This is a genomic window from Nocardioides sp. TRM66260-LWL, from assembly GCF_020075545.1.
Lineage (GTDB): Bacteria > Actinomycetota > Actinomycetes > Propionibacteriales > Nocardioidaceae > Nocardioides.
Window position 1 is genome coordinate 1 of record NZ_JAIQZK010000008.1, and the last position, 25,187, is coordinate 25,187.

A 25,187-nucleotide genomic window follows, 5' to 3' on the forward strand; every position below is an offset into this window, starting at 1 on the left:
GGGGAAACTGGACGTTGTCAGGCGAAACTTCCCCTGACAACGTCCGGTTTCCCCGGATATCCGGGGAAACCTGCGCGCGGCGGCCCTACTTCAGCAACCGACTCATCCGCCGGTCGGCGAGCGGCTTGCCACCGGTCTGACACGTGGCGCAGTACTGCAGGGACGAGTCGGCGAAGCTGACCTCGCGCACGACGTCGCCGCAGACCGGACACGTCTCGCCGGTGCGGCCGTGGACGGCGAGGTTCGACTTCTTCTCGCCCTTCAGCTCGCTGGCGGCAAGGCCGCGGGACCGCTCGACGGCGGCGCCGAGGGTCTCGCGCAGGGCGGTGTAGAGCAGCGCGACCTCGTCGTCGCTCAGCCCGTCGGACGGCTTGAACGGCGACATCCGCGCGGCGTGGAGGATCTCGTCGGAGTACGCGTTGCCGATGCCCGCGATCGTGCCCTGGTGGCGCAGCACGCCCTTGAGCTGCTTGCGGCCCTCGGCGCGCAGGATCGCGGCGAACCGCTCGAGGGTGAAGTCGTCGGTGAGCGGGTCGGGGCCGAGCGAGGCGATGCCGGGGACGTCCTGCGGGTCGCGGACGACGTACGCGGCGAGGCTCTTGCGGGTGCCGGCCTCGGTGACGTCGAGCCCGGCCTGGTCGTCGAGCACCACCCGCAGCGCGAGGGTCGACTTGGTCGAGGGCTTCGGCGGGATCGCCGGCACCTCGTCGCGCCACCGCACCCAGCCGGCCCGCGCGAGGTGCAGGACGAGGTGCAGGCCGGCCGCCTGGACGTCGAGGAACTTGCCGTGCCGGCTGACGCCCTCGACGAGCCCGCCCTCGAGCGCCGAGAGGGGCGGGTCGAAGGTCTTGAGCGCGCTGAACGCGGCGACATGCACCTTCACGAGGGCACGTCCGTCGAGCCGACCGCCGAGATCCAGGGCCAGCGCCTCCACCTCGGGCAGCTCGGGCACGGCGCCATCGTAGGAGCCCGGGGGAGCGCCGCCACGCCCGTTCGGGGCGCGCCAGCCCGATCGCCTTCTCTGCGTGTCTCTAACAAGAAGGCTAGAGAGCCCGATAGCGTCCGATCATGGACCCGATCCGCAACCCGTACGCCCCCGGCGCGGGCCAGCGTCCGCCCGAGCTCGCCGGGCGTGACGACGAGCTGGCGGCCTTCGACGTCGTGCTCGAGCGGGTCGCGCGCGGACGTCCTGAGCGCTCGCTGGTGCTCACCGGGCTGCGCGGCGTCGGCAAGACGGTGCTGCTCAACGCGCTGCGCTCGGCCGCGGTCCGCAAGGGCTGGGGCACCGGCAAGCTCGAGGCGCGGCCCGACCAGTCGCTGCGGCGGCCGCTCGGCAGCGCGCTGCACCAGGCGCTGCGCGAGCTCGCCCACCCCGAGGAGGAGCAGCGGGCGCACGTGCTCGGCGTCCTGCGCTCCTTCGCCGAGCGCGACGCGGGGGCGGGAGCGCGGCTCAAGGACCGCTGGAGCGTGGGCATCGACGTCCCCGCCGTGCGCGGGCGCGCCGACTCCGGCGACATCGAGATCGACCTGGTCGAGCTGCTCTCGGACGTCGGGGGGCTGGCCGCCGACGTCGGCCGCGGCGTCGCGGTCTTCCTTGACGAGATGCAGGACCTCGGCCCCGCCGACGTCTCCGCCCTCTGCGCGGCCTGCCACGAGCTGAGCCAGAGCGGCCTGCCGGTGATCGTCGTCGGCGCCGGCCTGCCGCACCTGCCGGCGGTGCTCTCGGCGAGCAAGTCCTACTCCGAGCGGCTCTTCTCCTACCGCCGCATCGACCGGCTCTCCCGCGAGGCCGCCGACCGCGCGCTGGCGGCCCCGGCGGCCGAGGAGGACGCCGCGTTCACCGAGTCCGCGCTGGCCGCGATGCACGAGGTCACCGGCGGCTACCCGTACTTCATCCAGGCCTACGGCAAGGCGGTCTGGGACCTCGCGCCGCGCTCGCCGATCACCGCGGACGACGTCGCGGTGGCCGTCCCGGAGGCCCAGCGCGAGCTCGCGGTCGGCTTCTTCGGCTCCCGCTTCGAGCGCGCCACCCCGGCCGAGCGCGACTACCTGCGCGCCATGGCCGACGCCGCCGCCGAGCTCGGCAGCGACCCCGTCGGCGCCGTCGCCACCGCCGACGTCGCCGCCGTGCTGGGCAAGAAGCCGCAGTCGCTCTCGCCGGCCCGCGACGCGCTGCTCAAGAAGGGCCTCATCTACTCCGGGGAGCGCGGCCGGATCGCGTTCACCGTGCCCCACTTCGGGCGCTACCTGCGCGAGCACGCCGACTGACGCCGGCTCCGGGGCCGGTCGGATCAGAGGGCCAGCGTCAGGAACACGCTGTGCGGGTCCTCGACGTAGGCGCCGAACGGCCCGCACGGCACGAACCCGTGCCGGCGGTACAGCGCGCGGGCCGGCTCGAAGAACGCCGCGGCGCCGGTCTCGAGCGAGATCCGCTCGACGCCGCGTGCCCGGGCGTCGGCCAACGCGCGCCCCAGCAGCGCGGTGGCGACGCCGCGCCCTCGGAGGGCCGGCTCGGTGCGCATGCTCTTCAGCTCCTCGTGGCACGGCGGCAGGACGTCGGGCGCCGCGAGCGCCGCGGTCCCGACCAGCGCGCCGTCCAGGTGGGCGGTCCACAGCCGGACGTGCGGGGCGCGCAGGGCGTCGAGGTCCAGGGCGTGCCGGCTCTCGGTCGGGGCCGTGGGCGCGAGGTCGTCCAGGTGCGCCTGGAGGAAGACCGCCAGCGCGGGACCGTCGAGGTCGGCGCGCGTCACCATCGGGTAGGACATGGCGCCCAGCATCGCGGGTCACCGCCCCGGAGACCGCGGAAGCCGTCATGATGGTGCGCATGAGCGAGCCCGGCCCGGCCGCGCCGAGGGTGCGGCCCCAGGTCCTCGCGCACCGGGGCGCGAGCTTCGACCACGCCGAGCACACCCTCGGCGCCTACCTGGCCGCGCTCGACGACGGCGCCGAGGGCCTGGAGTGCGACGTCCGGCTCACCGCCGACGGGCACCTCGTGTGCGTCCACGACCGCGACCTGCGCCGCATCGCGTCCAACCGCGGCATCGTCTCGACGATGGAGCTGGCCGAGCTCGCCGAGCTCGACGTCGCCGCCTGGAAGCACCCGTGGGCCGACCTGGACGACGAGCGTCCCGACCGCGACGAGCAGCTCGACACGGTGCTGACGCTGCGCAAGCTCTGCGAGGTCGTCGCCGACTACGACCGGCGGGTCGAGATCGCGATCGAGACCAAGCACCCGACGCGCTACGGCGGCCTGGTCGAGCGCCGGGTCGTCGACCTGCTCGACGACTTCGGCTGGACGCATGCCGGCTCGCCCGCCCGCGTCATGAGCTTCTCCTACACCGCCCTGCAGCGGGTCGAGCGGATGGCGCCGGACCTGCGGCTGGTGATGCTGGTCGAGCACGCCCGCACCTGGCCGATGCTCAGCCGGGTGGTGGGCCGCGACTGGATCCTCGGCCCCGGCATCGCCGAGCTGCGCGAGCACCCGCGCTTCGCCGAGCGGCTGCGGCGCAGCGGCCACGACCTGCACGTGTGGACGGTCAACACCGCCGAGGACCTCGCGCTGTGCCAGGAGCTCGGCGTCCGGGCGGTCATCTCCGACCGCCCCGGCCATGTGCTCGGGCTGCTCGCCGCCCAGGGCTCGGGCGACGGGCACGCGGACGCGGGACCGGTGGGCAGCGTCCACTAGGGTCCGGGCCATGGCGAAGAAGTCCCGAGTCAAGGCCCGCGAGTCCGCCCCCGCCGCCGCCGGCGAGGTCGGCCCCCGGCAGCCCTGCCCCTGCGGCTCGGGCAAGCGCTACAAGGCCTGCCACGGCGCCCCCGGCGGAGCGTCCGCGGCGTTCGTCGCGCGTCCCTTCGAGGGTCTCCCGGGCGAGTGCGACCTCGTCGCGCTGCGCGAGTTCGTGCCCGCCGGCACCGCGACGCTGACCCTCGCCGAGGGCGTGGCCCCCGAGCGCGACGACCGCTCGGTGCTGCTGGCCTCGCTGCTGCCCGGCGCCGCCCCGGCGCTCGTGCGCGAGGACGGCTCGATCTGGCTCGGCCTCCAGGTGCAGCACGCCTTCGGCGACCCCGCCCGCGACCTCGGCGCCGTCCTCGAGCGGTCCCTGGCCCAGGCGGCGTCCGGCGAGCCCGGCACCGTCGGCCTGACGTCCGACCCCGGCCCGGGCGCGCGCCTGCAGGACCTCGTCGCCGACGAGCCGCTGAGCGTCACCGTGCACGACGGCTTCGCCTACTGGGTCTCCGACGTCGAGGAGAGCCCCGAGCTGGTCGCCGCGCTGCAGCAGGCCGACGAGTCGATCTACCCCACCGCCCGGCTCACCACGGTCGAGGCGGCCTACTGGACGAACGTCGGCAGCAAGGAGCACCTGCGCTGGGTGCGCCCCGAGCCCGAGGACGCCCTGCTCACCGCCCTGGCGCGGCTGCACGCGGCCGGTGCCGACCGGCTCGTGCCCGAGGGCCGGTTCGTCGGCATGTTCCGCGCCCGCGGCCTGCTGACGCCGGTGTGGGACCTGCCCGTCGGCACCGGCGCCGAGGCGCTCGAGGAGCCGGTGGCCGCGCTCGACGAGGCCCTGAACGAGGCGCTCGCCGACGAGTCGCCCCTCACGGCCGAGCAGCGCTCGGCGCGCAGCGGCCTGGCGACCCGTCAGGTCACGATCCGCTGACCCGCCGCACCACCCACGGCTCGAGCCGCGAGTAGCCCTTCACCGACACCCGCGGCACCCGCCGGAAGCGGTAGGGGCCGTCGCGGTGGTCCTCGGGCTCGCGCTCGTCGTCGGCCTCGTCCGACGCGCCGGCGTCGGCGTCGTCGGCGCCGCGGGCGCGGCGACGCGGGTCGAGCTCCTCGTGCGCGACCGCGTCGACCAGCACCGTGCCCGGCCGCGCCACCGAGGTGAGCCGGGCGGCGATGTTGACCGTCGGCCCGAACACGTCGCCGAGCCGGGTCACCACGTCGCCCAGCGCGATGCCGGCACGGACGGCGGGGAACGGGTCGTCCTCGTCGGCTCCTCGCGCGGTCATCGTCAGCGCGATCTCGACGGCGCCGGCGACGTCGCCGGCGACGAAGAGCACCTCGTCGCCGATCGTCTTGATCACCTGGCCGCCGTGGTCGAGCACCAGCCCGGACGCGGCGTCCTCGAACCCCTCGATCCAGTCGACCAGCTCGGCGTCGCCCAGCGCCTTGCTGCGGGAGGTGAAGCCGACGATGTCGACGAACCCGACCGCCAGCCGGTGGGTCGGCGCGGTGGGGTCGTCGATCGCGAGCAGCCGGTTCGCGGCGCTGGCCAGGTGCCGGCGCCAGGCGTAGGACTGCAGCTGCTCGACGCGGGGCACCACCTCGGCGGTCAGCAGCGCCAGCTGCTCGGCCGGGCTCGATCCCGGCACCTGCTCCGCCACCCGCGCCAGCAGCGCCGTCTGCCAGTCGGCGAGACGGGCGAACGCCCGACCCCAGGTGCGCACCAGCGCGGCCTGGGAGTCGTCGCTCAGGATGCCCAGCGCCATCAGGTCGTGCGCGAGGCGCAGCGCCTCGACGTCGGCGTCGGCGAACGCGACGTCGTCGTCGGCGGCGTGCGGGAAGCCGAGCTGGCGCCACAGCTCGGTGGCGGAGTCCAGCGGCACGCCCGCGGCGTCGGCCACCTGGGCGCGGGTGAGGTGCGGACGCTGCCCGAGCAGCAGCGACTCGACGCCGTCGGGCCGCTCGTCCGGCGCGGTCGACACCCCCGGATCGCTCACCGGCGCGTCACTGGTCGCCGAAGCGCTCCGCGGCGACGGCCTCGAGGGCCTCGGCGAACTTCGGCATCTCGATCGAGAGGCGGCGGATGGTCTCGTCGGTGAAGTGGATGAGCTCCAGCGGCGTCAGCGCGACGATGCTCGCGGTGCGCAGCGAGCGGCGCACCAGCGCGGCCTCGCCCATGATGTCGCCGGGGCCGAGCTGGGCGATCTCCTCGCCGTGGTGACGCACCGAGACGGTGCCCTTGAGGATGACGTACGCCTTGTCGGCCGGGGTGCTCTCCCAGATCGGCGACCAGCCCTCGGGGAGCGTCACGTTCGTGCCCGCCGAGCTGATCTTGGCGATCTCGGCGGTGGTGAACATGCTGAAGAACGATTCGGCCATCGGGGGCGCCTTCCATGGGGTGCGGACCGCCGGATCGGGCGGACCTGGGCGGAGTCTGGTCAATCGTGACGTGGCTGTAAAGCGATCGCACCCGTCAGTGGACGCGTGTCCCGCGACGGGCTCGCGCCGAGGCCGGGGGTCGGCCCGGGGATCGGCCCGGGATCACTCCGGCAGCGGGTCGCGGACGACCGGGCAGCTCATGCAGCGCGGCCCGCCGCGGCCGGAGCCGAGCTCGGAGCCGGCGATCCGGACGACCTCGATGCCGGCCGCCTCGAGCCGGTCGTTGGTGCCGTCGTTGCGCTCGTAGGCCACCGCGACGCGGGGCGCCAGCGCGAGGGTGTTGTTGCCGTCGTCCCACTGCTCGCGCTCGGCGGTGACGGGGTCGAGGCCGGTGTCGATGCGGCGCAGCGCGTCGATGCCCATGGCCCGCGCGGCGGCGACGAGGAACGGCTCGGCGGGCGCCACCTGCAGCACGAGGTCGGGGTCGCCGGGCTCGGACGCGCACGTCACCGCGTGCGCCTCGAGGGTGTCGGCGACGTTGGGGTACATGACGACGGCGTCGACGTCGACCAGCGTGCAGATCGTGTCGAGGTGCATGGTGGCCCGCTCCTGGGCGATCGGCACCGCGAGCACGGTGTGCGCCAGGCCCGCGTGGAAGACCTGCCGCGCGAACCGCTCGACGCCGGCGGGCGTCGTCCGCTCGCCGACGCCGACGGCCACCACGCCGGGGCCGAGCAGCAGGACGTCGCCGCCCTCGACGTGCTCGGAGGCCCAGCCGTGCAGCTGCCGGGTGCCGGCGAAGCGCGGGTGGTCGGTGTAGATGAGCTCGGTGAGCTGGGTCTCGCGGCGCCGCGCCGGCATGGCCAGGGAGGTGATCGCGACCCGGTCGCGCACCCACACGCTGGAGTCGCGGGTGAACAGCAGGTTCGGCAGCGGGTCGACGAGGAAGTCGTGCGGGTCGAGCAGCGAGGTGACCAGGCCGTGCCCGCCGCGCACCTCGTCGTTGCGGATGCCGGCCGTCAGGTGGGTGGTGAGCTCCTCGGGGCTCGCGTCGGCGAGGAACCGGGCCAGGTAGCCGCGCAGCGTGTCGCCCAGATGCAGGCCGGCCAGCGCGGTGGTGATCGCCCGCAGCCGCGCCTGCTCCGAGGCGAGGGTCTCGGTGAGCAGCTGCGTCAGGCAGAGCACCTCGACGTCGCGGTCGCGCAGCGCCTGCGCGAAGGCGTCGTGCTCCTCCTGGGCGCGCGCCACCCAGGGCAGGCCGTCGAAGAGCAGGCGGTCGTTGTTGCGGGGGGTGAGCCGCTTCAGCTCGTCGCCGGGCCGGTGCAGCATCACCGTCCGCAGGCGTCCGACCTCGCTGTCGGCGAAGTGCGCGGGCCCGGGGGTCGCGGTCGGGGTCGACATGGGCCGAGCCTAGGGGGCCGGGACGACGCCGGGGGCCGACCCACCCGCATCGGGCGGATCGACCCCCGGTGAGTCGGGAGCGGAGCCGTCAGTACGACTTCGGCAGGCCCAGGGAGTGCATGGCGACGAAGTTGAGGATCATCTCCCGGCTCACCGGCGCGATCCGTCCGACGCGGGTGGCCACCAGCAGCGAGGCCAGGCCGTACTCCTGGGACGCGCCGTTGCCGCCGTGCGTCTGGATGGCCCGGTCGACGGCGTCGCACGCGGCCTCGGCGGCGGCGTACTTGGCCATGTTGGCGGCCTCGCCGGCGGCCAGCTCGTCGCCGGCGTCGAAAAGCGCCGCGGCCTTCTGGTTCATCAGCCGGGCCATCTCGATCTCGATGTGGCTCTGCGCCAGCGGGTGCGCGATCGCCTGGTGGGCGCCGATGGGCGTGGAGAAGACCTGGCGCTCCTTGGCGTAGGCCACCGCCTTGTCGAGGGCGTAGCGGGCCAGGCCGAGGTTGAACGCCGCGGCCAGGATGCGCTCGGGGTTGAGGCCGGCGAACAGCTGCACGAGGCCGCCGTCCTCGTCGCCCACCAGCGCGTCGGCCGGCAGCCGGACGTCGTCGATGAACACCTGGAACTGCTTCTCGGGGCTCACCAGCTCCATCGGGATGGCCTTGGCCTCGAAGCCGGGGCTGTCGGTGGGCACCACGAACAGGCACGGCTTGAGCCGGCCGGTCTTGGCGTCCTCGGTGCGCGAGACGACCAGCACGTTGCTGGCCTCGTCGACGCCGGAGATCCAGATCTTGCGGCCGTTGAGCACCCAGCCGTCGCCGTCGCGGCGCGCGGTGGTGGTGATGTTGTGGGTGTTGGTGCCGGCGTCGGGCTCGGTGATGGCGAAGGCCATCGTGCCGGTGCCGTCGCAGATGCCGGGCAGCCAGCGCCTCTTCTGCTCCTCGGTGCCGTAGCGGCTGATGATCGTGCCGCAGATCGCCGGGCTGACGACCATCAGCAGCAGCGGGCAGCCCTGCGCGGCGAGCTCCTCGCAGACCGCGGCGACGTCGCCGATGCCGCCGCCCCCGCCGCCGTACTCCTCGGGCACGTTGACGCCGAGGAAGCCGTGCTGGGCGATGTCGAGCCACAGCTCGGTGGTCTTGCCCCCGCTGCGGGCCTGACCGTCGAAGTACTCGCGCCCGTACTTGGACGCCAGGGCCGTGACGGCCTTGCGGAGCTCCTGACGCTCCTCGGTCTCGGTGTAGGTGGTCATTCCCTCTCCTCCACGACGGCGAGCACCTCTCCGGCGGCGACCTGCGCGCCCGGCTCGACGTTGATCTCGGTGACGACGCCGTCGGTCGGCGCGCTCACGGTGTGCTGCATCTTCATCGCCTCCAGCACCAGCACGGGCTGGCCGGCGACGACCTCCTGGCCGGCCGCGACGCTGACGCCGACGACCGTGCCGGGCATGGGGGCCAGCAGCGAGCCGCTGGCGTGCTGGGCGGCGGGGTCGACGAACCGCGGCACCCGGACGAGGCGCACGTGCCCGCACGGACCGTCGACGTCGACCGTCTCGGCGCCGGTCAGCCCGTGGGCGGCCACCGCGTAGGTGCGGCGGACGCCGTCGAGCTCGAGCGTGACGGCCTCGGCGCCCGCCGCCACGACGCCCACCCCGGCCGGCTCGGCGACGAGGTACCCGTCGCGGCCGCCGTGCCAGGCGACCTCGACCTCCTCGCCCTCCGGCCCGCCGACCGCCAGCCGCGTGCGCTGCGGCTGGCTGACGACGTTGCGCCACGCCACGGGGATGCGGCGCTGGACGGTGCGGGCCGCACGCGCCCGCTCGGCCAGCGCGATCGCCGCGGCGACGTGCGCCCCGGCGTCGGCCTTCGGTGCGGGCAGGCCGGCGACGATCGCGGGCAGCCGGTCGGTGGCGACGTCCCCGGCCAGGAAGCCGGGGTCGCGCAGCACGTGGACGAGCAGGTCGCGGTTGGTCGTCAGGCCGTGGATGCGGGCCCGCGCCAGCACGCCGGCCAGCGTGCGGGCGGCGTCGGCGCGGGTCGGGCCCCAGGCGATCACCTTGGCCAGCATCGCGTCGTAGAACGTCGAGACCGTGCTGCCGGTGGCGAAGCCGGTGTCGACCCGCACGCCCGGCGCCGCCGGGATCTCGAAGGCCGTCAGCAGGCCGCTCTGCGGCTGGTAGTCGGCCGCGGGGTCCTCGGCGTAGAGGCGCACCTCGATCGCGTGGCCGTGCGGCGCCGCGGCCCCGGGCACCGGCGCGCCCTCGGCGGCCGCGATCTGCAGCCGCACCAGGTCGACGTCGTGCACGAGCTCGGTGACGGGGTGCTCCACCTGCAGGCGGGTGTTCATCTCGAGGAAGAAGAACCGCTCGGTGGCGGGGTCGTAGAGGAACTCCACGGTGCCGGCGCCGCGGTAGCCCACGGCCTCGGCGGCCCGGCGGGCGGCGTCGTGCAGGGCGGTGCGGACGGCGTCCGGCAGGCCGGGCGCGGGCGCCTCCTCGACGACCTTCTGGTGGCGGCGCTGCAGCGAGCAGTCGCGCTCCCCGAAGACCGTGGAGCCGACGACCTGCACCTCGACGTGGCGTCCGGACTCCACGTACGGCTCGACGAACACGGTGCCGTCGCCGAACGCGGACGCCGCCTCGGCCTCGGCGCGGGCGATCTCGTCGGCGAGGTCCTCCAGGCGCCGGACGACGCGCATGCCGCGTCCGCCGCCGCCGGCCGAGGCCTTCACCAGCAGCGGCAGGTCGGCCTCGGTGGGCTGCTCGGGCGCCTCCAGCACGGGCACGCCCGCGGCCTTCATCAGCCGCTTGGCCTCGATCTTGGAGCCCATCGCCTCGATCGACTCCGGGCTCGGGCCGATCCAGGCGAGCCCGGCCTCCTCGACCGCCCGGGCGAACGCGGCGTTCTCGGAGAGGAAGCCGTACCCGGGGTGGATCGCGTCGGCGCCGGCTCGGCGGGCGGCGTCGAGCACGAGGTCGGCGCGCAGGTACGTCTCGGCCGGGGTGCTGCCCGCGAGCCGGACGACGTGGTCGGCCTCCCCGACGTAGGGCAGCGCGGCGTCGGCGTCGGAGTGGATCGCGACGGTCTCGATGCCCAGCGCCCGGCAGGTGCGGAAGACGCGGCTGGCGATCTCGGCGCGGTTGGCGACGAGCAGGCGGGTGATCACGGTCGAAAGACTCCGAATCGGTCGGTGCCCTCGAAGGGCCGGTTCTCGATCACCGACAGGCAGATGCCGAGCACCGTGCGGGTGTCGCGGGGGTCGATGACGCCGTCGTCGTAGAGCATCCCGGAGAGGAAGTGCGGCAGCGACTGCTCCTCGACGGAGGCCTCGATGAAGGCGCGCATGCCGGCGTCCTGCTCCTCGTCGTAGACCTGGCCGCGACCCTCGGCGGCCGCGCGCGCGACGATCGAGAGCACGCCGGCCAGCTGCGCGGGACCCATGACGGCGGACTTCGCCGAGGGCCAGGTGAAGAGGAACCGCGGGTCGTACGCGCGGCCGTTCATGCCGTAGTTGCCGGCGCCGTAGGAGGCGCCGAGGATCACCGTCAGGTGCGGGACCGTGGAGTTGGAGATGGCGTTGATCATCATCGCGCCGTGCTTGATGATGCCGCCCTGCTCGTACTGCGCTCCGACCATGTAGCCGGTGGTGTTGTGCAGGAAGAGCAGCGGTGTGTCGGTCTGGTTGGCCAGCTGGACGAACTGCGTCGCCTTCTGCGCCTCCTCGCTGAACAGCACGCCCTGGGCGTTGGCCAGGATGCCGATCGGCCGACCGTGCAGGCGCGCCCAGCCGGTGACCAGCGAGGTGCCGTAGAGCGGCTTGAACTCGTCGAAGACCGCCGCGTTGCCGGCGCTGACGCCGTCGCAGATGCGGGCGATCACCTCGCGGGGGTCGAACGGCTCCTTGAGGTCGCTCGGGACGAGGTCGAGCAGGCCCTCGGGGTCGGCGTCCGGCTCGGCGTAGCCGCCGGGCTCGGGGGTGGCCTTGCGGTGGTTGAGCCGGGCGACGATGCGTCGGCCGATGCGGATCGCGTCGAGCTCGTCCTCGGCCAGGAAGTCGGCCAGGCCCGAGGTGCGCGCGTGCATCTCGGCGCCGCCCAGCGACTCGTCGTCCGACTCCTCGCCGGTGGCCATCTTGACCAGCGGCGGGCCGCCGAGGAACACCTTGGCCTGCTGCTTGACCATGACGACGTGGTCGCTCATGCCGGGCACGTACGCGCCGCCGGCGGTGGAGTTGCCGAAGACCAGCGCGATCGTCGGCTGCTTGGCGGCGGACGAGCGGGTGAGGTCGCGGAACAGCCTCCCGCCGGGGATGAAGATCTCCTTCTGCGTCGGCAGGTCGGCGCCGCCGGACTCCACCAGCGAGATCGTCGGCAGGCCGTTCTCGGCCGCGATCTGCGAGGCGCGGAAGATCTTCCGCACCGTCCACGGGTTCGACGCGCCGCCCTTGACCGTGGGGTCGTTGGCGGTGATCAGGCACTCGACGCCCTCGACCACGCCGATGCCGGTGACGACGCTCGCGCCGACGGTGAAGTCGGAGCCCCAGCCGGCCAGCGGCGAGAGCTCGAGGAACGCCGAGCCCTCGTCGATCAGCAGCTCGATGCGCTCGCGGGGCAGCAGCTTGCCGCGGGCGTGGTGCCGCGCGACCTGCTTCTCGCCGCCACCGGCCACGGCCTTGGCGTGCTCGGCGTCGAGCGCGGCCAGCTTCTCGAGCATGGCCTCGCGGTGCGTGGGGGTGGCCTCGGCGGTGCCGGCGGTCACGACGCGTACCCCAGCAGCTTGGCGGCGAGGTCGGCGAGCACCTCGGACGCGCCGCCGCCGATCGGCAGGATGCGCGCGTCGCGGTAGTGCCGCTCGACCTCGGTGCCGTGCATGTAGCCCATGCCGCCGTGCAGCTGCACCGCGCGGTCGACGACGTGGGTGGAGGTCTGGCAGGCGGTGTCCTTGGCCAGGCAGGCCTCGGCGATGACCGTCTCGCCGGCGTCGTGGCGCCGGGCCACCTCGTGGGTGTAGACCCGGGCGACCTCGATCTGCCGGCGCATCTCGACCAGCTGGTGGCGCACCACCTGGTTGGCGATCAGCGGCTTGCCGAACGTCTCGCGCTCGCGGCACCACTGCGCGGTGAGCTCCAGGCAGCGGGCGGCGATGCCGTAGGCGTGCACCGCGAGCGCGACCCGCTCGACCACGAACTGCTCGGCGATGGCGTAGAAGCCGGCGTTCTCGGCGCCGACGAGGTTCTCCACCGGCACCCGGACGTCGCGGTAGCCGAGCTCGGCGGTGTCGGAGCAGTGCCAGCCCATCTTCTCCAGCTTGCGGTCGACGGTGAAGCCGGGCGTCCCCTTCTCGACGACGAGCAGCGAGACGCCGCCGTGGCCCGGACCGCCGGTGCGCACCGCGGTGGTGACGAAGTCGGCCCGCACGCCGGAGGTGATGTAGGTCTTCGCGCCGTTGACGACGTAGTGGTCGCCCTCGCGCACGGCCGTGGTGCGGATGTTCGCGACGTCGGAGCCGCCGCCCGGCTCGGTGACCGCGAGCGAGCCGATCAGCTCGCCGGCCAGCGTCGGGCGCACGAACCGGTCGATCAGCGAGGCGTCGCCGCTGGAGACGATGTGCGGCAGCGCGATGCCGTGGGTGAAGAGCCCCGCCATCAGGCCGCTGGACGCGCCGGCCTCGTACATCGCCTCCTGCAGGACGACGGTGTCGAGGACGCTGCCGCCCTCGCCGCCGACCTCGGTCGGGAAGCCGACGCCGAGCAGGCCCTGCCGGGCCGCGGCGACGTGCAGGTCGCGCGGGATCTCCCGCTCGTCCTCCCACCGCTGCAGGTGCGGGGCGATCTCCCGCTCGACGAAGGTGCGGCCGAGCTCGCGCAGGGCGTCGTGGTCGACGGCGTCGGCGGCGTCGGCGGGTCGGTCGGTCGTGAGGGTCACAGCAGGTCCTCCTGGATCGGGACGGTGCGCGAGCGCACCCACTCCCCGAGACCCTTGGCCTGGGGGTCGAAGCGGGTCGAGGCGGCCACGCCGAGCCCGAGCAGGCCGTGGACGACGACGTTGACGGCGCCGAGCGAGGGCAGCGGGTGCACCTCGATCTCGAGGTCGGCGGCCTCGGGCACCAGGGCCCGGACGCGCTCGGGTGTGATCGTGCGCAGCAGCCAGGCCACCCGCGCGTCGCGGCGCGGGTCGCCGTCGTGGGCGACCCACAGGCCGATGTTCGCGTCGCCGCCCTTGTCGCCGGAGCGGGCGTGTACGAAGGTGCCGAGCGGCACCCGGCGGACGCGGTGATCGAGCCTGTCGAGATCCCGTGAGGCGCCCTGCGTCGGTGCGGGGGTCTCGACAGGCTCGACCACCGGGGACAGCTCGACCACCGGTGTCGGCTCGACCGCCGTCGGGTCGGGCACGACCTCGCGGCGTCCGTCGGAGTGCACGACGACGTGCTCGACGCGGGCGCGTGCCACGTAGGCGGGCCGGTAGACGCCGTAGGGGCTGGGCGATCCGGGCGGGCCGGTCATGGTGAAGCCGGGGTAGGAGGCGAGCGCGAGCTCGACGGCGGGGCCGGTGAAGCCCTTGCCGACCGGACCGGCCTCGGGGTCGAGCACGGTGCAGCGCAGCAGCACCGAGGCCGACTCCTCGGTGTCGGCGTCGAGCGCGGGTGCGCGCACCTCGCTCCAGTGGACGGTGGCTGCGGTCAGCGCGGGCGTCAGCTGGGCCCGCACCCACTCGGCCTTCGCCTCGACGTCGAGCCCGGTGAGCACCAGCTCCAGGCTGTTGCGCCAGCCGCCGAGCTCGTTGACGCACACCTTCAGCGTCGGCGGCGCGGGCTCGCCGACCACCCCGTGCACGCGCACGCGGTCGGGGCCGTCGGCGTCCAGGCGCACGGTGTCGAGCCGGGTCGTGACGTCGGGGTGCAGGTAGCGCTGCGACTGGATCTCGTAGACCAGCTGCGCGGTGACGGTGTCGACCGTCACCGCCCCGCCGGTGCCGGGGTGCTTGGTGACCACGCACGAGCCGTCGGCGTGCAGCTCGGCCAGCGGGAAGCCGAGCGGACGCGTGGGGTCCATGCCGGCGCGCACCAGGTCGCGGAAGCCGCTGAAGTTGCCGCCCGTGGCCTGGGTGCCGCACTCGAGGACGTGGCCGGCGACCACCGCGCCGGCGAGCGCGTCGAGGTCGTCGGGCGTCCAGCCGAAGTGCGCGACGCCGGGGCCGACGACCAGCGAGGCGTCGGCGACGCGCCCGGTGACGACGACGTCCGCGCCCGCGGCGAGGGCCGCGGCGATGCCGGAGCCGCCGAGGTAGGCGTTGACGGTGAGGGCGGCCGGACCGAGACCCAGCTCGGCGGCGAGCTCGGCGGACCGCGGACGCAGGTCGTCGCCCTCGACGTGCGCCACCGCGACGTCGAGCCCGAGGCCGGCGGCCACCTCGCGCACCCGCGCGGCCAGGCCGGCGGGGTTCAGCCCACCGGCGTTGGAGACGATCCGCACGCCGCGCTCGAGCGCCGTGCCGAGGCACTCCTCGAGCTGGCGCACGTGGGTGCGGGCGTAGCCGAGCGAGGCGTCCTTGAGCTGGTCGCGGCCGAGGATGAGCATCGTCAGCTCGGCCAGGTAGTCGCCGGTGAGCACGTCGAGCGGGCCGCCGTCGAGCATCTCGCGCATCGCGGAGAGCCGGTCGCCGTAGAAGCCCGAGCAGTTGCCGACGCGCAGCACCGCCGCGTCCGAGCCGATTCCGGTTCGAGCGGCGCTCATCGGGCGTCCCGTCCGGCGCCGGCGGGACCGGCGAAGCACTGGGCGATGCCGAGCCAGGCCTCGGCGTCGGGACCCTCGGCGACGAGGTCGGTGTCGGCGCGGTGCACGCGCTGGGTGGCCAGCAGGCACAGGTCCCAGGCGGAGCCGGTGACGCGCTGGGCGGCGTCCTCGGGTCCGTAGGCCCAGGTGTCGCCGGACGGCGCGCGCAGCTCGACGCGGAACGGCTCGGCCGGCGCGGGGCGTCCGTGCACGCCGAAGGCGAAGTCGCGGGTGCGGACGGCCAGGTGCGCGACGTGCCGGAGGCGGTCGTCGGCAGCGGCGCGGCTCTGCGCGGGGGTCTCGCCGAGCGCCTCGGCGACGTCGAGCGCGTGCGCCCAGGTCTCCATGAACCGGGCGGTGGCCATCGAGGTCGGCGACATCGGCGGGCCGAACCACGGCATCCGCTGGCCCGCGGGCACCTCCCGCAGCGCCTCGGCCAGGGCCGGACGCGCGGCGTCCCAGCGAGCCAGGAGGGCGGCCGGGGACTCCGCGCCGATCCGCAGCGCCTCGGCGTCGACGAACCCCTCGGGGTCCTCGAAGGCCTGCAGGACGACGGCGTCCCACGCCTCCTTGCCCTCGGGCGTGTGGGCGCGGGCGGCGAGCGCGGCGACCTCGTCGGTCCAGAGCAGGTGCGCGACCTGGGTGGCGACGTCCCAGCCGGCCGCCGGCGTCGGGGTGCGCCAGGCGGCCTCGCCGAGCGCGGCCACGCGCTCGCGCAGGCGGGCGCCCTCCGCGGCGAGGTCGACGAGCAGGGGCTCGAGCAGGTCGCTCACGCGGGGTCCTCCGGGTGCTGGTCCGTGCCGGTGTCGGCGGGGTCGGCGGGGTCGGCGAGCGCGGCGTCGAGGGTGCGCGCCCACTGGTCGAGGATCCGGCGGCGCCGGCGGGCGTCGTCGGAGATGGTGTTGGCCAGCCCGAGACCGCGGACGAGGTCGAGCGTGGCCTGGATGAGCTCGCGGTGGCCCGGGCGCGACTCGTCGACGCCGAGCAGCTCGACGGTGAGCCGGTGCGCGTCGCGGCCGACCCGCTGCTCCAGCGGGCCGACGGCGGCCAGCAGCTCGGCGTCGGTGCGGGCGGCCACCCACAGCTCGAGCGCGGCGGTGAAGACCGGCGAGGAGAAGTGCTCGCCGAGCATCTCCAGCACGGCCCGCGTGCGGTGCGAGCCGCGCGGCAGCGCCTCGGCGGCGGCCGCGAGGTCGGCGCCGCGCACCAGCGTCAGGTGCTCGACGGCGGCCACGACGAGATCGGCCTTGGTCGGGAAGTGGTGCAGCTGCGCGCCCCGGCTGACCCCGGCGCGCTCCGACACCAGCGTCGTCGACGTGCCCGCGTACCCGCGCTCGATCAGCACCTCGACGCAGGCCTCCAGCAGCCGGGCCCGCATGACGCGGGTGCGCTCCTCCTGCGGCACCCGGGCGGTCGGCGTGGCGGCGGTCACGCGCCCAGCATGGGGGCGTCAGTAACAAACAGTCAAGACTGACTTTTTCTCGCACGGGCCCGGGCCCAGGCCCGGATCGGGCGGATCCCACCCCCCGGACGCAAGCGTGCCCGGACCCCAGTGGGGCCCGGGCACGCGGGTGCGACGGGAGCGGCCTCAGCGGGCCGGCGCCGGACCGAAGATCACGGGGCGGCGCTCACCTCCGTGGCCACGATCGTCGGCGAGACCGCGCCCTCGTAGTCGACCAGGCCCAGGTAGCGGCCCGGCGTCAGGCCCGACCAGGTCAGGTCGTACGACGTCGGCGTGCCGGTGGTCACCGGCAGCGGGTTCGGCGTCGCGGCGAGGCCGCCCTGGGTGGAGGTGCCGTCGACGACGTACTGGTCGAGGCGGTACGGGATCGGCGAGCCGGACGCGCCGGCGGCGTAGCCGGCGACCTCGACCAGATAGGTGCCGGCGTCGGGGGCGAGCAGGTCGACCCGCTCGTCCCCGGTCGGTCCGGCGGACTGGCCGACCAGGGCCGTCGGGGTGGCGTCGCACGACGGCGCGGCGTAGACCGCGAGGTCCAGGTCGGCGTCGGCGTCGGTGGCCGCCAGGTCGAGCCGGGCCAGGCGGGCGCCTGCGGGCACGGTGAGGCAGGTGACCGCCGACTTCCCCTCCGCGACGGACGCCGTGGTGGTGTCGGCCCGGGCGAAGCCCGCCACGTCGAGCGCGAGGTCCCCGGTGACGCCGGGCGTCACGTCGACGGTCGTGCTGCCGGCGCCGGTGGCGTCCGAGGTGCCCGAGACGCCGCGCGGGGCGGCCACGGAGACCGGACGCAGGGCCACCGGGAGCCGCAGCGCGGTCGGGCCGGTGAGCGAGACGTAGCCGCGGGCGTACTGCCCGAGCCGCGCGGTGGTGCGGGTGAAGGTGAACCGGACGGTCACCAGATCGCCCTTGCGCTTGCTGACGATCCGCGTCGGCGAGGTGCGCAGGCTGAACCCGCGCACCCGCGAGCTGACGTCCCAGGTGCCGGCGCGCTGGGCCGAGAAGGTGCGGGTGAAGACGATCGGACCCGTGCCCTCGCCCTCGGCGAACGCCGGCGTGTTGATCTCGTTGGCGTCGATCGGCCGCGCGCCCGTCGGGTAGCCCTGCTGGGCCAGGAAGCCGCGCCACTCCGTGGGCCGCGAGACGACCAGCAGGCCGGGGTCGAGCATCGAGGCCGGCGAGACCTCGCCGGCGCCGTGGGCGAAGACGTCGTCGCTCGGGAAGCCGCCGGGCGTGCGCAGCGGCCGGGCCGTCGTCATCATCGCCGACTTCACCGCCATCGGGCCCCACGTCGGGTGCACGCCCATGAGCAGCGCCGCGAGGCCCGCGATGTGCGGGGAGGCCATCGAGGTGCCGTCGTAGAAGTCGTAGGCGCGCCCCTCGTTCGACGGCGGGGCGACCGCGGCCAGCACCCCGACGCCCGGCGCCGCGATGTCGGGCTTGAGGACGTCTCCCTCGGCCACCTCGGTGGCGCCGCGGGAGGAGAAGTCCGCGATCTGCGGCACGGCGGTGCGTCCGACCAGGTTGCCCAGGCGGATCTCCGCGGTGGCCTTCGTGCCGGCCTTCGCGAGGTAGGCCAGCACCTTCTCGCCGTCGGCGACGTCGAGGTGCACCGTGGGCACCGTGTGGAGGTCGGGCTCGAGGTCGTCGGTGGCCTTCGAGACGTTGATCAGCAGCATGCCGACGCCGCCGGCCCGCTTCACCTCCGCGCTCTTGGCGACGCGGTCGACGACGCCGCGGCGGCAGACCACGATCGTCCCCTTGGCCTTGACGTTCGAGAGGGTGCCGGGGCCGCACAGCGCGGCGTCCTCGCGCTTGACGCCGGCGGCCGCGACGGCGGTGGAGTCGACCAGCGGCGAGCGGGGCACGGCCTTCGAGGCGCGCGAGACGCCGGCCAGACGGGTGCGGTCGCCGAGGACGGCGGTGTTCTCGACGGCGTAGGACGTGGCCGCGCCGACGGTGGTGATCCACGGCGAGGCGTTGTCGAGCGTCGTGGCGCCCGGGCCGGAGTTGCCCGCGGAGGCCGCGACGAAGACGCCGGCCTCGGCGGCGGCCTCGAAGGCCACGTCCGTCGGGTTGAGCTCGGGGCTCGCCGGGCCGCCGATCGAGTAGTTGATGACGTCGGCGCCGTCGGCGATGACGTCGTCGATCGCCGCGAGGCTGTCGCTGGTGGTGCACGCGTCGTCGTCGGGGTTCTTCGCGCTCCAGCAGACCTTGTAGACCGCGATCGACGCGGCGGGCGCCATACCCGAGAGGTCCTTGTAGGTGGTGCCGGCCAGCCGGGTCGAGACGCCGGAGTCGCCGGCCGCCGTGCTGGCGGTGTGCGAGCCGTGGCCCGAGCCGTCACGGGCGGAGAGGAACTCGGTGTCGGAGAGCTTGTCGGCCCCGCCGATGGCCTCGAGGTAGCCCTTCGAGTACGCCCGCGCGCTGACGATCTTCGTGCTGCAGGTCGTGGACGGGAACTCCGGCCCGGCCTGGCACTCGCCGGTGAACAGGCCGCCGTCGCGCTTCTCCATGCGCGTGGTGGTGCCGCTCTGCGAGGCGTCCCACGGTCCCTGCGGCTTCGAGGTCAGCCGGGTGCCCGCGAAGGACGGCGCCTCGGGCCAGATGCCGGAGTCGATCATCGCGACCACGACGCCGGACCCGGCCCGGCGGACGCCGCCCGTGCGCTGCCAGACGCCGCGTCCGCCGGTGAGGCCGAGGGTGTCGGGGGTGGTGCGGTAGCCCTGCGGCTTGAGCAGGCGGTCGGGGGCGACCATGAGGACGCGCTTGTCGCGCGAGAGGCTGGTGGCCTGCGCGCCGGAGAGCCGGGCGCTGAAGCCGTTGAGGCCGATGGTGAACCGCTGCTCGGGCCGCACGCCGTACTCGTCGGCGAGCGAGCTCTGCTGGCTGCGCAGCAGGGTCGTGTACCGCTGGGTCGTGGCGGCCCGCGGGCTGAACGGCAGGCCGGTGGTGGACGGCGAGGTCGGCGCCAGGCCGGCGGTGCCGCCCTTGTAGGCCGCGGCGCCGGGCTGCCGCAGGACGACGACGTAGCGCCCCGCGGTGAGCGGGCCGGACGTCGGCCCGGCGGCGGCGCCCGCCGCGGCGCCGGAGCCGGTGGGGGCGTCGGCCGCCTGGGAGCCGGACGCTCCGACGGCGAGGCCGCCCAGCCCGGTGGCCAGGGCGGTGACCAGCACCGCGCCGGCAGCGCGGCGTCGGCGGGGCCGGGGGGCCGATCGCGATGATCGGGGGGACAGCGACAGCACGAGTGGTTCTCCCTCCACTGGGCCGCGTCCTCCGAGCGACGCGACCGCGAGGGACCCATCCGAGCCCGCCTCCGCCGGGGGCGTCAAGCACCTCAGACGAACTGCTCGGTTGCGATCCGGTGACGGCGCTCGCCCGGCGCAGCCCGACCTGGGATGCCGCGGCACCACGTGGGACGCCAGGGCGCCGCGTCCCGGCGGTTCCTAGGCTCTGGGCCCATGACCTTCCGCCGCACCGTCCTGATCACCGGCGCCTCGTCCGGCCTCGGCGCCGAGATGGCCCGTCAGCTCGCCGCGCTCGGCCACGACCTGGCGCTGTGCGCCCGGCGCACCGAGCGGCTGGAGGAGCTGCGGGCCGAGATCCTCGGCCGCCACGACGTCCGGGTGGCGATCGCGCCGCTCGACGTCACCGACGACGACGCCGTGTTCGCGGCCTTCCGGGCCTTCCGCGACGAGCTCGGCAGCCTCGACCGGGTGGTCGTCAACGCCGGTCTCGGCAAGGGCGCCCCGCTCGGCACCGGGCGCTTCGACGCCAACCGGCAGACCGCGATGACGAACTTCGTCGCCGCGCTCGCCCAGACCGAGGCCGCGATGGAGGCGTTCCGCGCCCAGGGGTCGGGACACCTGGTGATGGTCTCGTCGATGTCGGCCATGCGCGGCCTGCCCAAGACCCTCACCACCTACGCGGCCACCAAGGCCGGCGTCGCCCACCTCGCCGAGGGCCTGCGCACCGAGCTGCACGGCACCACGCTCGGCCGCAGCGTCAAGGTCACCGTGCTCTACCCCGGCTACATCGCCTCGGAGATGAACGACCAGGTCGCGCAGGGCACCCCGCTGATGGCCTCGACCGAGAAGGGGGTGCGGGCCATGGTGGCGGCGATCGAGAAGGAGGTCGACGACGCCTGCGTCCCCGCCCTTCCCTGGGCGCCGCTGTCGGTCGTCATGCGGCATGCGCCGCTGCCGGTGTTGAAGCGGCTGATCTGAGCGGCGGCCGCGCCGGTTTCATCGGTTGACCGATGAAACCGGCACTTGCACGCTGAAGTTTCATCGTCCAAGTGCCAGTTTCGTCGGCTGACCGACGAAACCGCGCGCGCCCCCGTGGCGACGCCCCTCAGCGGTACGTCAGCGTCGCCCCGCCGAGGTGCTCGTGGGCGTTGAACGTCAGCAGCCGGACGCCCGAGGCGCCGACGACGAGCGACGTGACGCCGGTGTTGACGCAGACCGCGTTGAGCCGCTGCCACACGGGACCGACCGGATCGGCCGGGGCAGGGGACGCGGCGAGGTCGACGTCGAGCACCAGCGCGGAGGCGAGCGCCGCGATCACGCCGCCGGAGGTGACGGCGACGACGGTGCGTCCCGGGCCGGCCTGCGCGGCGAGGTCGGCGAGCGCGGCCTGCACCCGGTCGCGGAAGGCGAGGAACGACTCCCCCGCTGCCGCGTCCGCCCCGCCCGCCCGGACCGGACCGCCCGCGCCGCCCGCCACCGGGTCGGAGCCGGCCATCCACAGCGCCGTGGCCTCCTCGAACAGCGCCTGGAACGAGCGACGGTCGAGGTCGGCGCCGCGGGCCGCGAACTCGGGGTGCGAGGCGACGACCGCGAGGTGGTCGAACTCGTCGAGCCGCGCGTCCTCCTCGGCCGCGAGGGTCCAGCCCGCCCCCTCCCCCACGGCGTCGAGCGTCTCCCGGTGCCGCCGCAGCGCGCCCCGCACCAGCAGGTCGGGACGGACGCCGAGCCGGGCCAGGTGGGCGCCGAGCAGGCGTCCCTGCTCCCACCCGACGTCGGAGAGCACGTCGTAGTCGGCCGCGCCGAAGGACGCCTGGCCGTGCCGCACCAGCAGGACGCGCCCCATCAGGCCCCCGCGCCGGAGCCGGACGTCGGGCCGGACGTCGGGCCGGATCCCAGCCCCGCCAGCCGGCGGCACCGCTGCTCCAGGTAGGCCACCACCTGCCCCATGACGGCGTACGACTCGTTGGTGGTCTGCCGGTGGACGTAGCGGTACCAGATCTGCTGGGCGATCACGGCGAGGCGGAACAGCCCGAAGACCTCGAGGAACAGCGCGTGCTCGGGCGTCACGACGCGTCCGGTGGCGGCGGCGTAGCGGTCGACGAGCTCGGCGCGCGTCCACATGCCCGGCAGGTGGGTGGGCTGGCGGCGGAAGAGCTGGAAGAGCTCGTCGTCGTCGCCCTGCACCCAGTAGGCGAGCGTGGAGGAGAGGTCCATCAGCGGGTCGCCGACGGTGGCCAGCTCCCAGTCGAGCACCGCGCGCACCTGCAGGTCCGGCGTCGCGGCGTCGAGCACGAGGTTGTCGAACCGGAAGTCGTTGTGGACGACGACCTGCGTGACGTCGTCGGGCTGGTGCGCGCGCACCCAGGCCAGCACGTCGGACCAGTCGCCGGTGTCGTCGGTGCGGGCGCCGTCGAGGCGCGAGATCCAGCCCGACACCTGGCGCTCGACGTACCCCGGCCCCCGGGACAGCGCCGCGAGGTCGGGAGCCGAGGCCACGTCGACGCCGTGCAGCGCCACCAGCACGTCGAGCGCCTCCTGGCACAGCGCGTCGGCCCGCTCGGGCGTGGCGGGGCCGAGCTCGTCGGGCTCGCCGGGCCACTCGGCGCGCAGGATCACGCCGGGCACGCGCTCCATGACGTAGAACTCCGAGCCGAGCACCGAGGCGTCCGCGCAGTGCCCGACCTGCGGCGCGATCGGCCCGAACACCGGCGCCAGCGCGGCCTGGATGCGGTGCTCGCGACCCATGTCGTGGGCCCCGGCCGCCTTCCGGCCCGCGGGCGGTCGGCGCAGGATCAGCGAGCGGGGACCGGTGGCGGTCGTCGCCTCGAGCGCGTAGGTCAGGTTGGACGCGCCGCCGCGGAACTGGCGCACGTCGTCGATGCGCACGTCGGCGTCGTCGAGCGCCGTGGCGAGCCAGGCCGTCAGGGTGGCGACGTCGAAGGCGTCCTCGTCGCGGACGCGTCCGGCGGGGTTGAGGTCGAGGCTCATGCGCGGCCCTCCAGCTTCGCGGCCTGGGCGCGCAGGAGCGCGTCGTAGGCGGATCGGTCGTCGCGCTTGAGCGCCACGGCGGCGCGGGCCGCGTCGTCGGGGACGATCAGCTCCTCACCGCGGTCGAGTCCGTCGAGCACCGCCGCGGCGATCTCCTCCGCGCCCAGCGGCGCCCGCTCGACCAGGTGCGTCATCACCGAGGCGAGGGCCGTGTCGGCGCCGCGCAGCGAGCTCATCAGGTTGGTGCGGAAGTACGACGGGCACACCGCATGGGCGGTGACGCCGTGGGCGGCCAGCTCGTGGCCGGCGGTCTCGGTGAGCGCGACCACCGCGGCCTTCACCGCGTTGTACGACGCCATGCCGGCGGGGTGGACGAGCCCGGCGAGCGAGGCGACGTTGACGACCCGCCCCGAGCCCTGGGCCTTGAGCAGCGGGACGAACGCGCGCAGCCCGCGCACCGCGCCGAGCAGGTTGACGTCGAGGATCCAGCGCCACTCCTCGAGCTCGGCGACGTCGAGCCGCCCCCCGCCGGCCACGCCGGCGTTGTTCACCAGCACGTCCAGCCCGCCCCAGGTCTCCTCGACCCACGCGCGGGCCGCGGCCCAGTCGTCCTCGGAGGTGATGTCGAGCCGCAGGCGGCGTCCGTCGGGGCCGTCTGCCGAACCGACGGTGCCGGCGTCGAAGGAGACGTCGGTGCGCAGCACGTCGTCCCCGCGCCGCGCGAAGGCGTCCGCCAGCGCGGCTCCGAGGCCGGAGGCGGCGCCGGTGATCAGCACCCGCCGCGGCGCGCTCATCGCCGCGCCCCGTGCTTGCCGAGCTCGAGGCGGGCCACCACGCCGCGGTGCACCTCGTCCGGCCCGTCGGCCAGCCGCAGCGCGCGGGCGGACGTCCAGGCGCCGGCCAGCGGGAAGTCGTCGGAGAGCCCGCCCCCGCCGTGCAGCTGGATGGCCATGTCGATGACGTCCTGCGCCATCCGCGGCACCGCGACCTTGATCTGCGCGACCTCGGAGAGGGCGTTGAGCGGGCCGCCGACGTCGAGCCGCCAGGCGGCGTTGAGCACCAGCAGGCGGGCGGAGTCGATGGCGATGCGGGCCTCGGCGATGCGCTCGCGGTTGCCGCCGAGGTTGACCAGCGGCTTGCCGAACGCCGTGCGCGCCAAGCCGCGGGTGCAGGCCAGCTCCAGCGCCTTCTCGGCCAGGCCGATCAGCCGCATGCAGTGGTGCACGCGCCCCGGCCCGAGGCGTCCCTGCGCGATCGCGAACGCCTCGCCGGGGCCGGAGAGGATGTTCTCGACCGGCACCCGCACGTCGGTGAAGCTCACCTCGCCGTGGCCGAGGGGCTCGTCGTAGAGGCCCATGACCGGCAGCAGCCGCTCGACCCGGACGCCCGGCGCGTCGCGGGGCACCAGCAGCATCGTGTGCCGGTGGTGCCGGTCGATCGCGTCGTCCGCCGCGAGCGCCTCGGGGGTGTCGCGCAGGCCCATGAACACGAACACCGCGCAGTCGGGGTGGCCCACGCCGGTGCTCCACCACTTGCGACCGTTGACGACGACCTCGTCGCCGTCGACCACCGCGGTGGCCTCCATCGTCGTGGCGTCGGAGGACGCGACGCCGGGCTCGGTCATGCCGAACGCCGAGCGGATGCGTCCCTCCAGGAGCGGCTCGAGCCACCGCTCGCGCTGCGCCTCGGTGCCGTAGCGCAGCAGCACCTCCATGTTGCCGGTGTCGGGGGCGTTGCAGTTGAACACCAGCGGGGCGATCGCGGAGGCGCCCATCGCCTCGGCCACCGGCGCGTAGTCGACGTTCGTCAGCCCCACCCCGCCGTCGACGCCGAACCGCGCGGCGTAGGCGTCGCCGTGCTCGGCCGGCAGGAAGAGGTTCCACAGGCCCTGCGCGCGGGCCTTGGCCTTGAGCTCCTCGAGCACCGGCTGCGGCTCCCACGGGCTGGGCACGGACGGGTCGCCCGCCGCGGCCCGTCGCCGCGCCAGCTCGGCGTGGTACGCCGGCTCGATCGGATCGATCTCCTCGGCCACGAAGGCCCGCACGCGGGCGGTGAGATCGGCGGCCCGGGGCGACGGCGCGAAGTCCATGGCCGCGACCCTAGCCCCGGGTCGCGTGCGCGGCGCGGGGCGACCGGCGTCCGCCTCGATCGCAGCGGTCGCGGCATCAGGACAGGCGAAGCCGATCGATGACAGGCAAAACTTCGCCCGTCATCGATCGGT

The 25,187-nt window shown here is 74.9% G+C and carries 21 protein-coding genes; 4 read left to right on the forward strand and 17 right to left on the reverse strand.

Going from position 1 to position 25,187, the window contains the following annotated elements:
* Nucleotides 1-85: 85 nt before the first annotated feature.
* The gene (locus K8Z61_RS15805) at nt 86-952 is read right to left on the reverse strand and encodes an Fpg/Nei family DNA glycosylase (protein WP_224130911.1); all 867 of its coding nucleotides are present in this window, start codon (nt 950-952) and stop codon (nt 86-88) included.
* Nucleotides 953-1,068: 116 nt separating this feature from the next.
* Here K8Z61_RS15805 and K8Z61_RS15810 point away from each other — a divergent pair, with 116 nt between their 5' ends.
* Nucleotides 1,069-2,268, forward strand: a complete 1,200-nt coding sequence (locus K8Z61_RS15810; protein WP_224130913.1) for an ATP-binding protein — start codon at nt 1,069-1,071, stop codon at nt 2,266-2,268.
* 23 nt (nt 2,269-2,291) lie between these two features.
* Here K8Z61_RS15810 and K8Z61_RS15815 read toward each other — a convergent pair whose 3' ends face one another.
* Nucleotides 2,292-2,765 (reverse strand): GNAT family N-acetyltransferase, encoded by a 474-nt coding sequence (locus tag K8Z61_RS15815; protein WP_224130915.1) that lies wholly within the window; start codon nt 2,763-2,765, stop codon nt 2,292-2,294.
* Between the two features lie 59 nt (nt 2,766-2,824).
* On the opposite strand from K8Z61_RS15815, the gene K8Z61_RS15820 reads away from it, so the two are divergent.
* Complete coding sequence (locus K8Z61_RS15820) at nt 2,825-3,685, forward strand: glycerophosphodiester phosphodiesterase family protein (protein WP_224130917.1); 861 nt, start codon at nt 2,825-2,827, stop codon at nt 3,683-3,685.
* A gap of 10 nt (nt 3,686-3,695) precedes the next feature.
* Complete coding sequence (locus K8Z61_RS15825) at nt 3,696-4,658, forward strand: DUF5926 family protein (protein ID WP_224130919.1); 963 nt, start codon at nt 3,696-3,698, stop codon at nt 4,656-4,658.
* Here the strand turns inward: K8Z61_RS15825 and K8Z61_RS15830 are convergent.
* From K8Z61_RS15830 to K8Z61_RS15880, 11 genes are all read right to left on the reverse strand, one after another.
* Nucleotides 4,645-5,724, reverse strand: a complete 1,080-nt coding sequence (locus K8Z61_RS15830; RefSeq protein WP_224130921.1) for an adenylate/guanylate cyclase domain-containing protein — start codon at nt 5,722-5,724, stop codon at nt 4,645-4,647. The genes K8Z61_RS15825 and K8Z61_RS15830 overlap by 14 nt on opposite strands.
* A gap of 7 nt (nt 5,725-5,731) precedes the next feature.
* Nucleotides 5,732-6,106 (reverse strand): Crp/Fnr family transcriptional regulator, encoded by a 375-nt coding sequence (locus tag K8Z61_RS15835; RefSeq protein WP_224130923.1) that lies wholly within the window; start codon nt 6,104-6,106, stop codon nt 5,732-5,734.
* Between the two features lie 162 nt (nt 6,107-6,268).
* Nucleotides 6,269-7,507 (reverse strand): arginine deiminase, encoded by a 1,239-nt coding sequence (locus tag K8Z61_RS15840; protein ID WP_224130925.1) that lies wholly within the window; start codon nt 7,505-7,507, stop codon nt 6,269-6,271.
* Nucleotides 7,508-7,595: 88 nt separating this feature from the next.
* The gene (locus K8Z61_RS15845; protein WP_224130926.1) at nt 7,596-8,756 is read right to left on the reverse strand and encodes an acyl-CoA dehydrogenase family protein; all 1,161 of its coding nucleotides are present in this window, start codon (nt 8,754-8,756) and stop codon (nt 7,596-7,598) included.
* The gene (locus K8Z61_RS15850; RefSeq protein ID WP_224130927.1) at nt 8,753-10,669 is read right to left on the reverse strand and encodes a biotin carboxylase N-terminal domain-containing protein; all 1,917 of its coding nucleotides are present in this window, start codon (nt 10,667-10,669) and stop codon (nt 8,753-8,755) included. The genes K8Z61_RS15845 and K8Z61_RS15850 overlap by 4 nt, the downstream gene beginning before the upstream one ends.
* Nucleotides 10,666-12,216 (reverse strand): acyl-CoA carboxylase subunit beta, encoded by a 1,551-nt coding sequence (locus K8Z61_RS15855; RefSeq protein WP_224131092.1) that lies wholly within the window; start codon nt 12,214-12,216, stop codon nt 10,666-10,668. The genes K8Z61_RS15850 and K8Z61_RS15855 overlap by 4 nt, the downstream gene beginning before the upstream one ends.
* 41 nt (nt 12,217-12,257) lie before the next feature.
* Nucleotides 12,258-13,427 (reverse strand): acyl-CoA dehydrogenase family protein, encoded by a 1,170-nt coding sequence (locus K8Z61_RS15860; protein ID WP_224130928.1) that lies wholly within the window; start codon nt 13,425-13,427, stop codon nt 12,258-12,260.
* On the reverse strand, nt 13,424-15,235 hold the full coding sequence (locus tag K8Z61_RS15865) for an acyclic terpene utilization AtuA family protein (RefSeq protein ID WP_224130930.1): 1,812 nt from the start codon (nt 15,233-15,235) through the stop codon (nt 13,424-13,426). The genes K8Z61_RS15860 and K8Z61_RS15865 overlap by 4 nt, the downstream gene beginning before the upstream one ends.
* Nucleotides 15,232-16,047: a TIGR03084 family metal-binding protein gene (locus K8Z61_RS15870; RefSeq protein ID WP_224130931.1), complete on the reverse strand. Its 816-nt coding sequence runs from the start codon at nt 16,045-16,047 to the stop codon at nt 15,232-15,234. Before K8Z61_RS15870 ends, K8Z61_RS15865 begins: the two co-directional genes overlap by 4 nt.
* Nucleotides 16,044-16,706, reverse strand: coding sequence for a TetR/AcrR family transcriptional regulator (locus K8Z61_RS15875; RefSeq protein ID WP_308116791.1), 663 nt, complete (start codon nt 16,704-16,706; stop codon nt 16,044-16,046). Before K8Z61_RS15875 ends, K8Z61_RS15870 begins: the two co-directional genes overlap by 4 nt.
* Before the next feature lie 182 nt (nt 16,707-16,888).
* Entirely contained in the window at nt 16,889-19,906 is a 3,018-nt protein-coding gene (locus K8Z61_RS15880; RefSeq protein ID WP_224130932.1) for a S8 family serine peptidase, read from the reverse strand.
* 285 nt (nt 19,907-20,191) lie between these two features.
* Between K8Z61_RS15880 and K8Z61_RS15885 the strand changes: the two genes are divergently transcribed.
* Nucleotides 20,192-20,956: an SDR family oxidoreductase gene (locus tag K8Z61_RS15885; RefSeq protein WP_224130934.1), complete on the forward strand. Its 765-nt coding sequence runs from the start codon at nt 20,192-20,194 to the stop codon at nt 20,954-20,956.
* Nucleotides 20,957-21,083: 127 nt separating this feature from the next.
* Here K8Z61_RS15885 and K8Z61_RS15890 read toward each other — a convergent pair whose 3' ends face one another.
* Genes K8Z61_RS15890 through K8Z61_RS15905 form a run of 4 tightly spaced genes read right to left on the reverse strand, consistent with a single transcriptional unit; the run spans nt 21,084 to nt 25,055 of the window.
* Complete coding sequence (locus K8Z61_RS15890) at nt 21,084-21,821, reverse strand: histidine phosphatase family protein (RefSeq protein WP_224130935.1); 738 nt, start codon at nt 21,819-21,821, stop codon at nt 21,084-21,086.
* On the reverse strand, nt 21,821-22,966 hold the full coding sequence (locus K8Z61_RS15895) for a phosphotransferase family protein (RefSeq protein ID WP_224130936.1): 1,146 nt from the start codon (nt 22,964-22,966) through the stop codon (nt 21,821-21,823). Before K8Z61_RS15895 ends, K8Z61_RS15890 begins: the two co-directional genes overlap by 1 nt.
* Nucleotides 22,963-23,760 (reverse strand): SDR family NAD(P)-dependent oxidoreductase, encoded by a 798-nt coding sequence (locus tag K8Z61_RS15900; protein WP_224130938.1) that lies wholly within the window; start codon nt 23,758-23,760, stop codon nt 22,963-22,965. Before K8Z61_RS15900 ends, K8Z61_RS15895 begins: the two co-directional genes overlap by 4 nt.
* Nucleotides 23,757-25,055, reverse strand: coding sequence for an acyl-CoA dehydrogenase family protein (locus tag K8Z61_RS15905; protein ID WP_224130939.1), 1,299 nt, complete (start codon nt 25,053-25,055; stop codon nt 23,757-23,759). The genes K8Z61_RS15900 and K8Z61_RS15905 overlap by 4 nt, the downstream gene beginning before the upstream one ends.
* Nucleotides 25,056-25,187: the final 132 nt, after the last annotated feature.

Bases quoted from the DNA above. Each gene is read 5' to 3' on its own strand.
- K8Z61_RS15820 (WP_224130917.1), top strand. From the start codon at position 2,825: ATGAGCGAGCCCGGCCCGGCCGCGCCGAGGGTGCGGCCCCAGGTCCTC.
- K8Z61_RS15845 (WP_224130926.1), bottom strand. From the start codon at position 8,756: ATGACCACCTACACCGAGACCGAGGAGCGTCAGGAGCTCCGCAAGGCC.
- K8Z61_RS15905 (WP_224130939.1), bottom strand. From the start codon at position 25,055: ATGGACTTCGCGCCGTCGCCCCGGGCCGCCGATCTCACCGCCCGCGTG.
- K8Z61_RS15855 (WP_224131092.1), bottom strand. From the start codon at position 12,216: ATGCTCGAGAAGCTGGCCGCGCTCGACGCCGAGCACGCCAAGGCCGTG.
- K8Z61_RS15810 (WP_224130913.1), top strand. From the start codon at position 1,069: ATGGACCCGATCCGCAACCCGTACGCCCCCGGCGCGGGCCAGCGTCCG.
- K8Z61_RS15865 (WP_224130930.1), bottom strand. From the start codon at position 15,235: ATGAGCGCCGCTCGAACCGGAATCGGCTCGGACGCGGCGGTGCTGCGC.
- K8Z61_RS15900 (WP_224130938.1), bottom strand. From the start codon at position 23,760: ATGAGCGCGCCGCGGCGGGTGCTGATCACCGGCGCCGCCTCCGGCCTC.
- K8Z61_RS15815 (WP_224130915.1), bottom strand. From the start codon at position 2,765: ATGTCCTACCCGATGGTGACGCGCGCCGACCTCGACGGTCCCGCGCTG.
- K8Z61_RS15835 (WP_224130923.1), bottom strand. From the start codon at position 6,106: ATGGCCGAATCGTTCTTCAGCATGTTCACCACCGCCGAGATCGCCAAG.
- K8Z61_RS15885 (WP_224130934.1), top strand. From the start codon at position 20,192: ATGACCTTCCGCCGCACCGTCCTGATCACCGGCGCCTCGTCCGGCCTC.
- K8Z61_RS15890 (WP_224130935.1), bottom strand. From the start codon at position 21,821: ATGGGGCGCGTCCTGCTGGTGCGGCACGGCCAGGCGTCCTTCGGCGCG.
- K8Z61_RS15840 (WP_224130925.1), bottom strand. From the start codon at position 7,507: ATGTCGACCCCGACCGCGACCCCCGGGCCCGCGCACTTCGCCGACAGC.
- K8Z61_RS15895 (WP_224130936.1), bottom strand. From the start codon at position 22,966: ATGAGCCTCGACCTCAACCCCGCCGGACGCGTCCGCGACGAGGACGCC.
- K8Z61_RS15825 (WP_224130919.1), top strand. From the start codon at position 3,696: ATGGCGAAGAAGTCCCGAGTCAAGGCCCGCGAGTCCGCCCCCGCCGCC.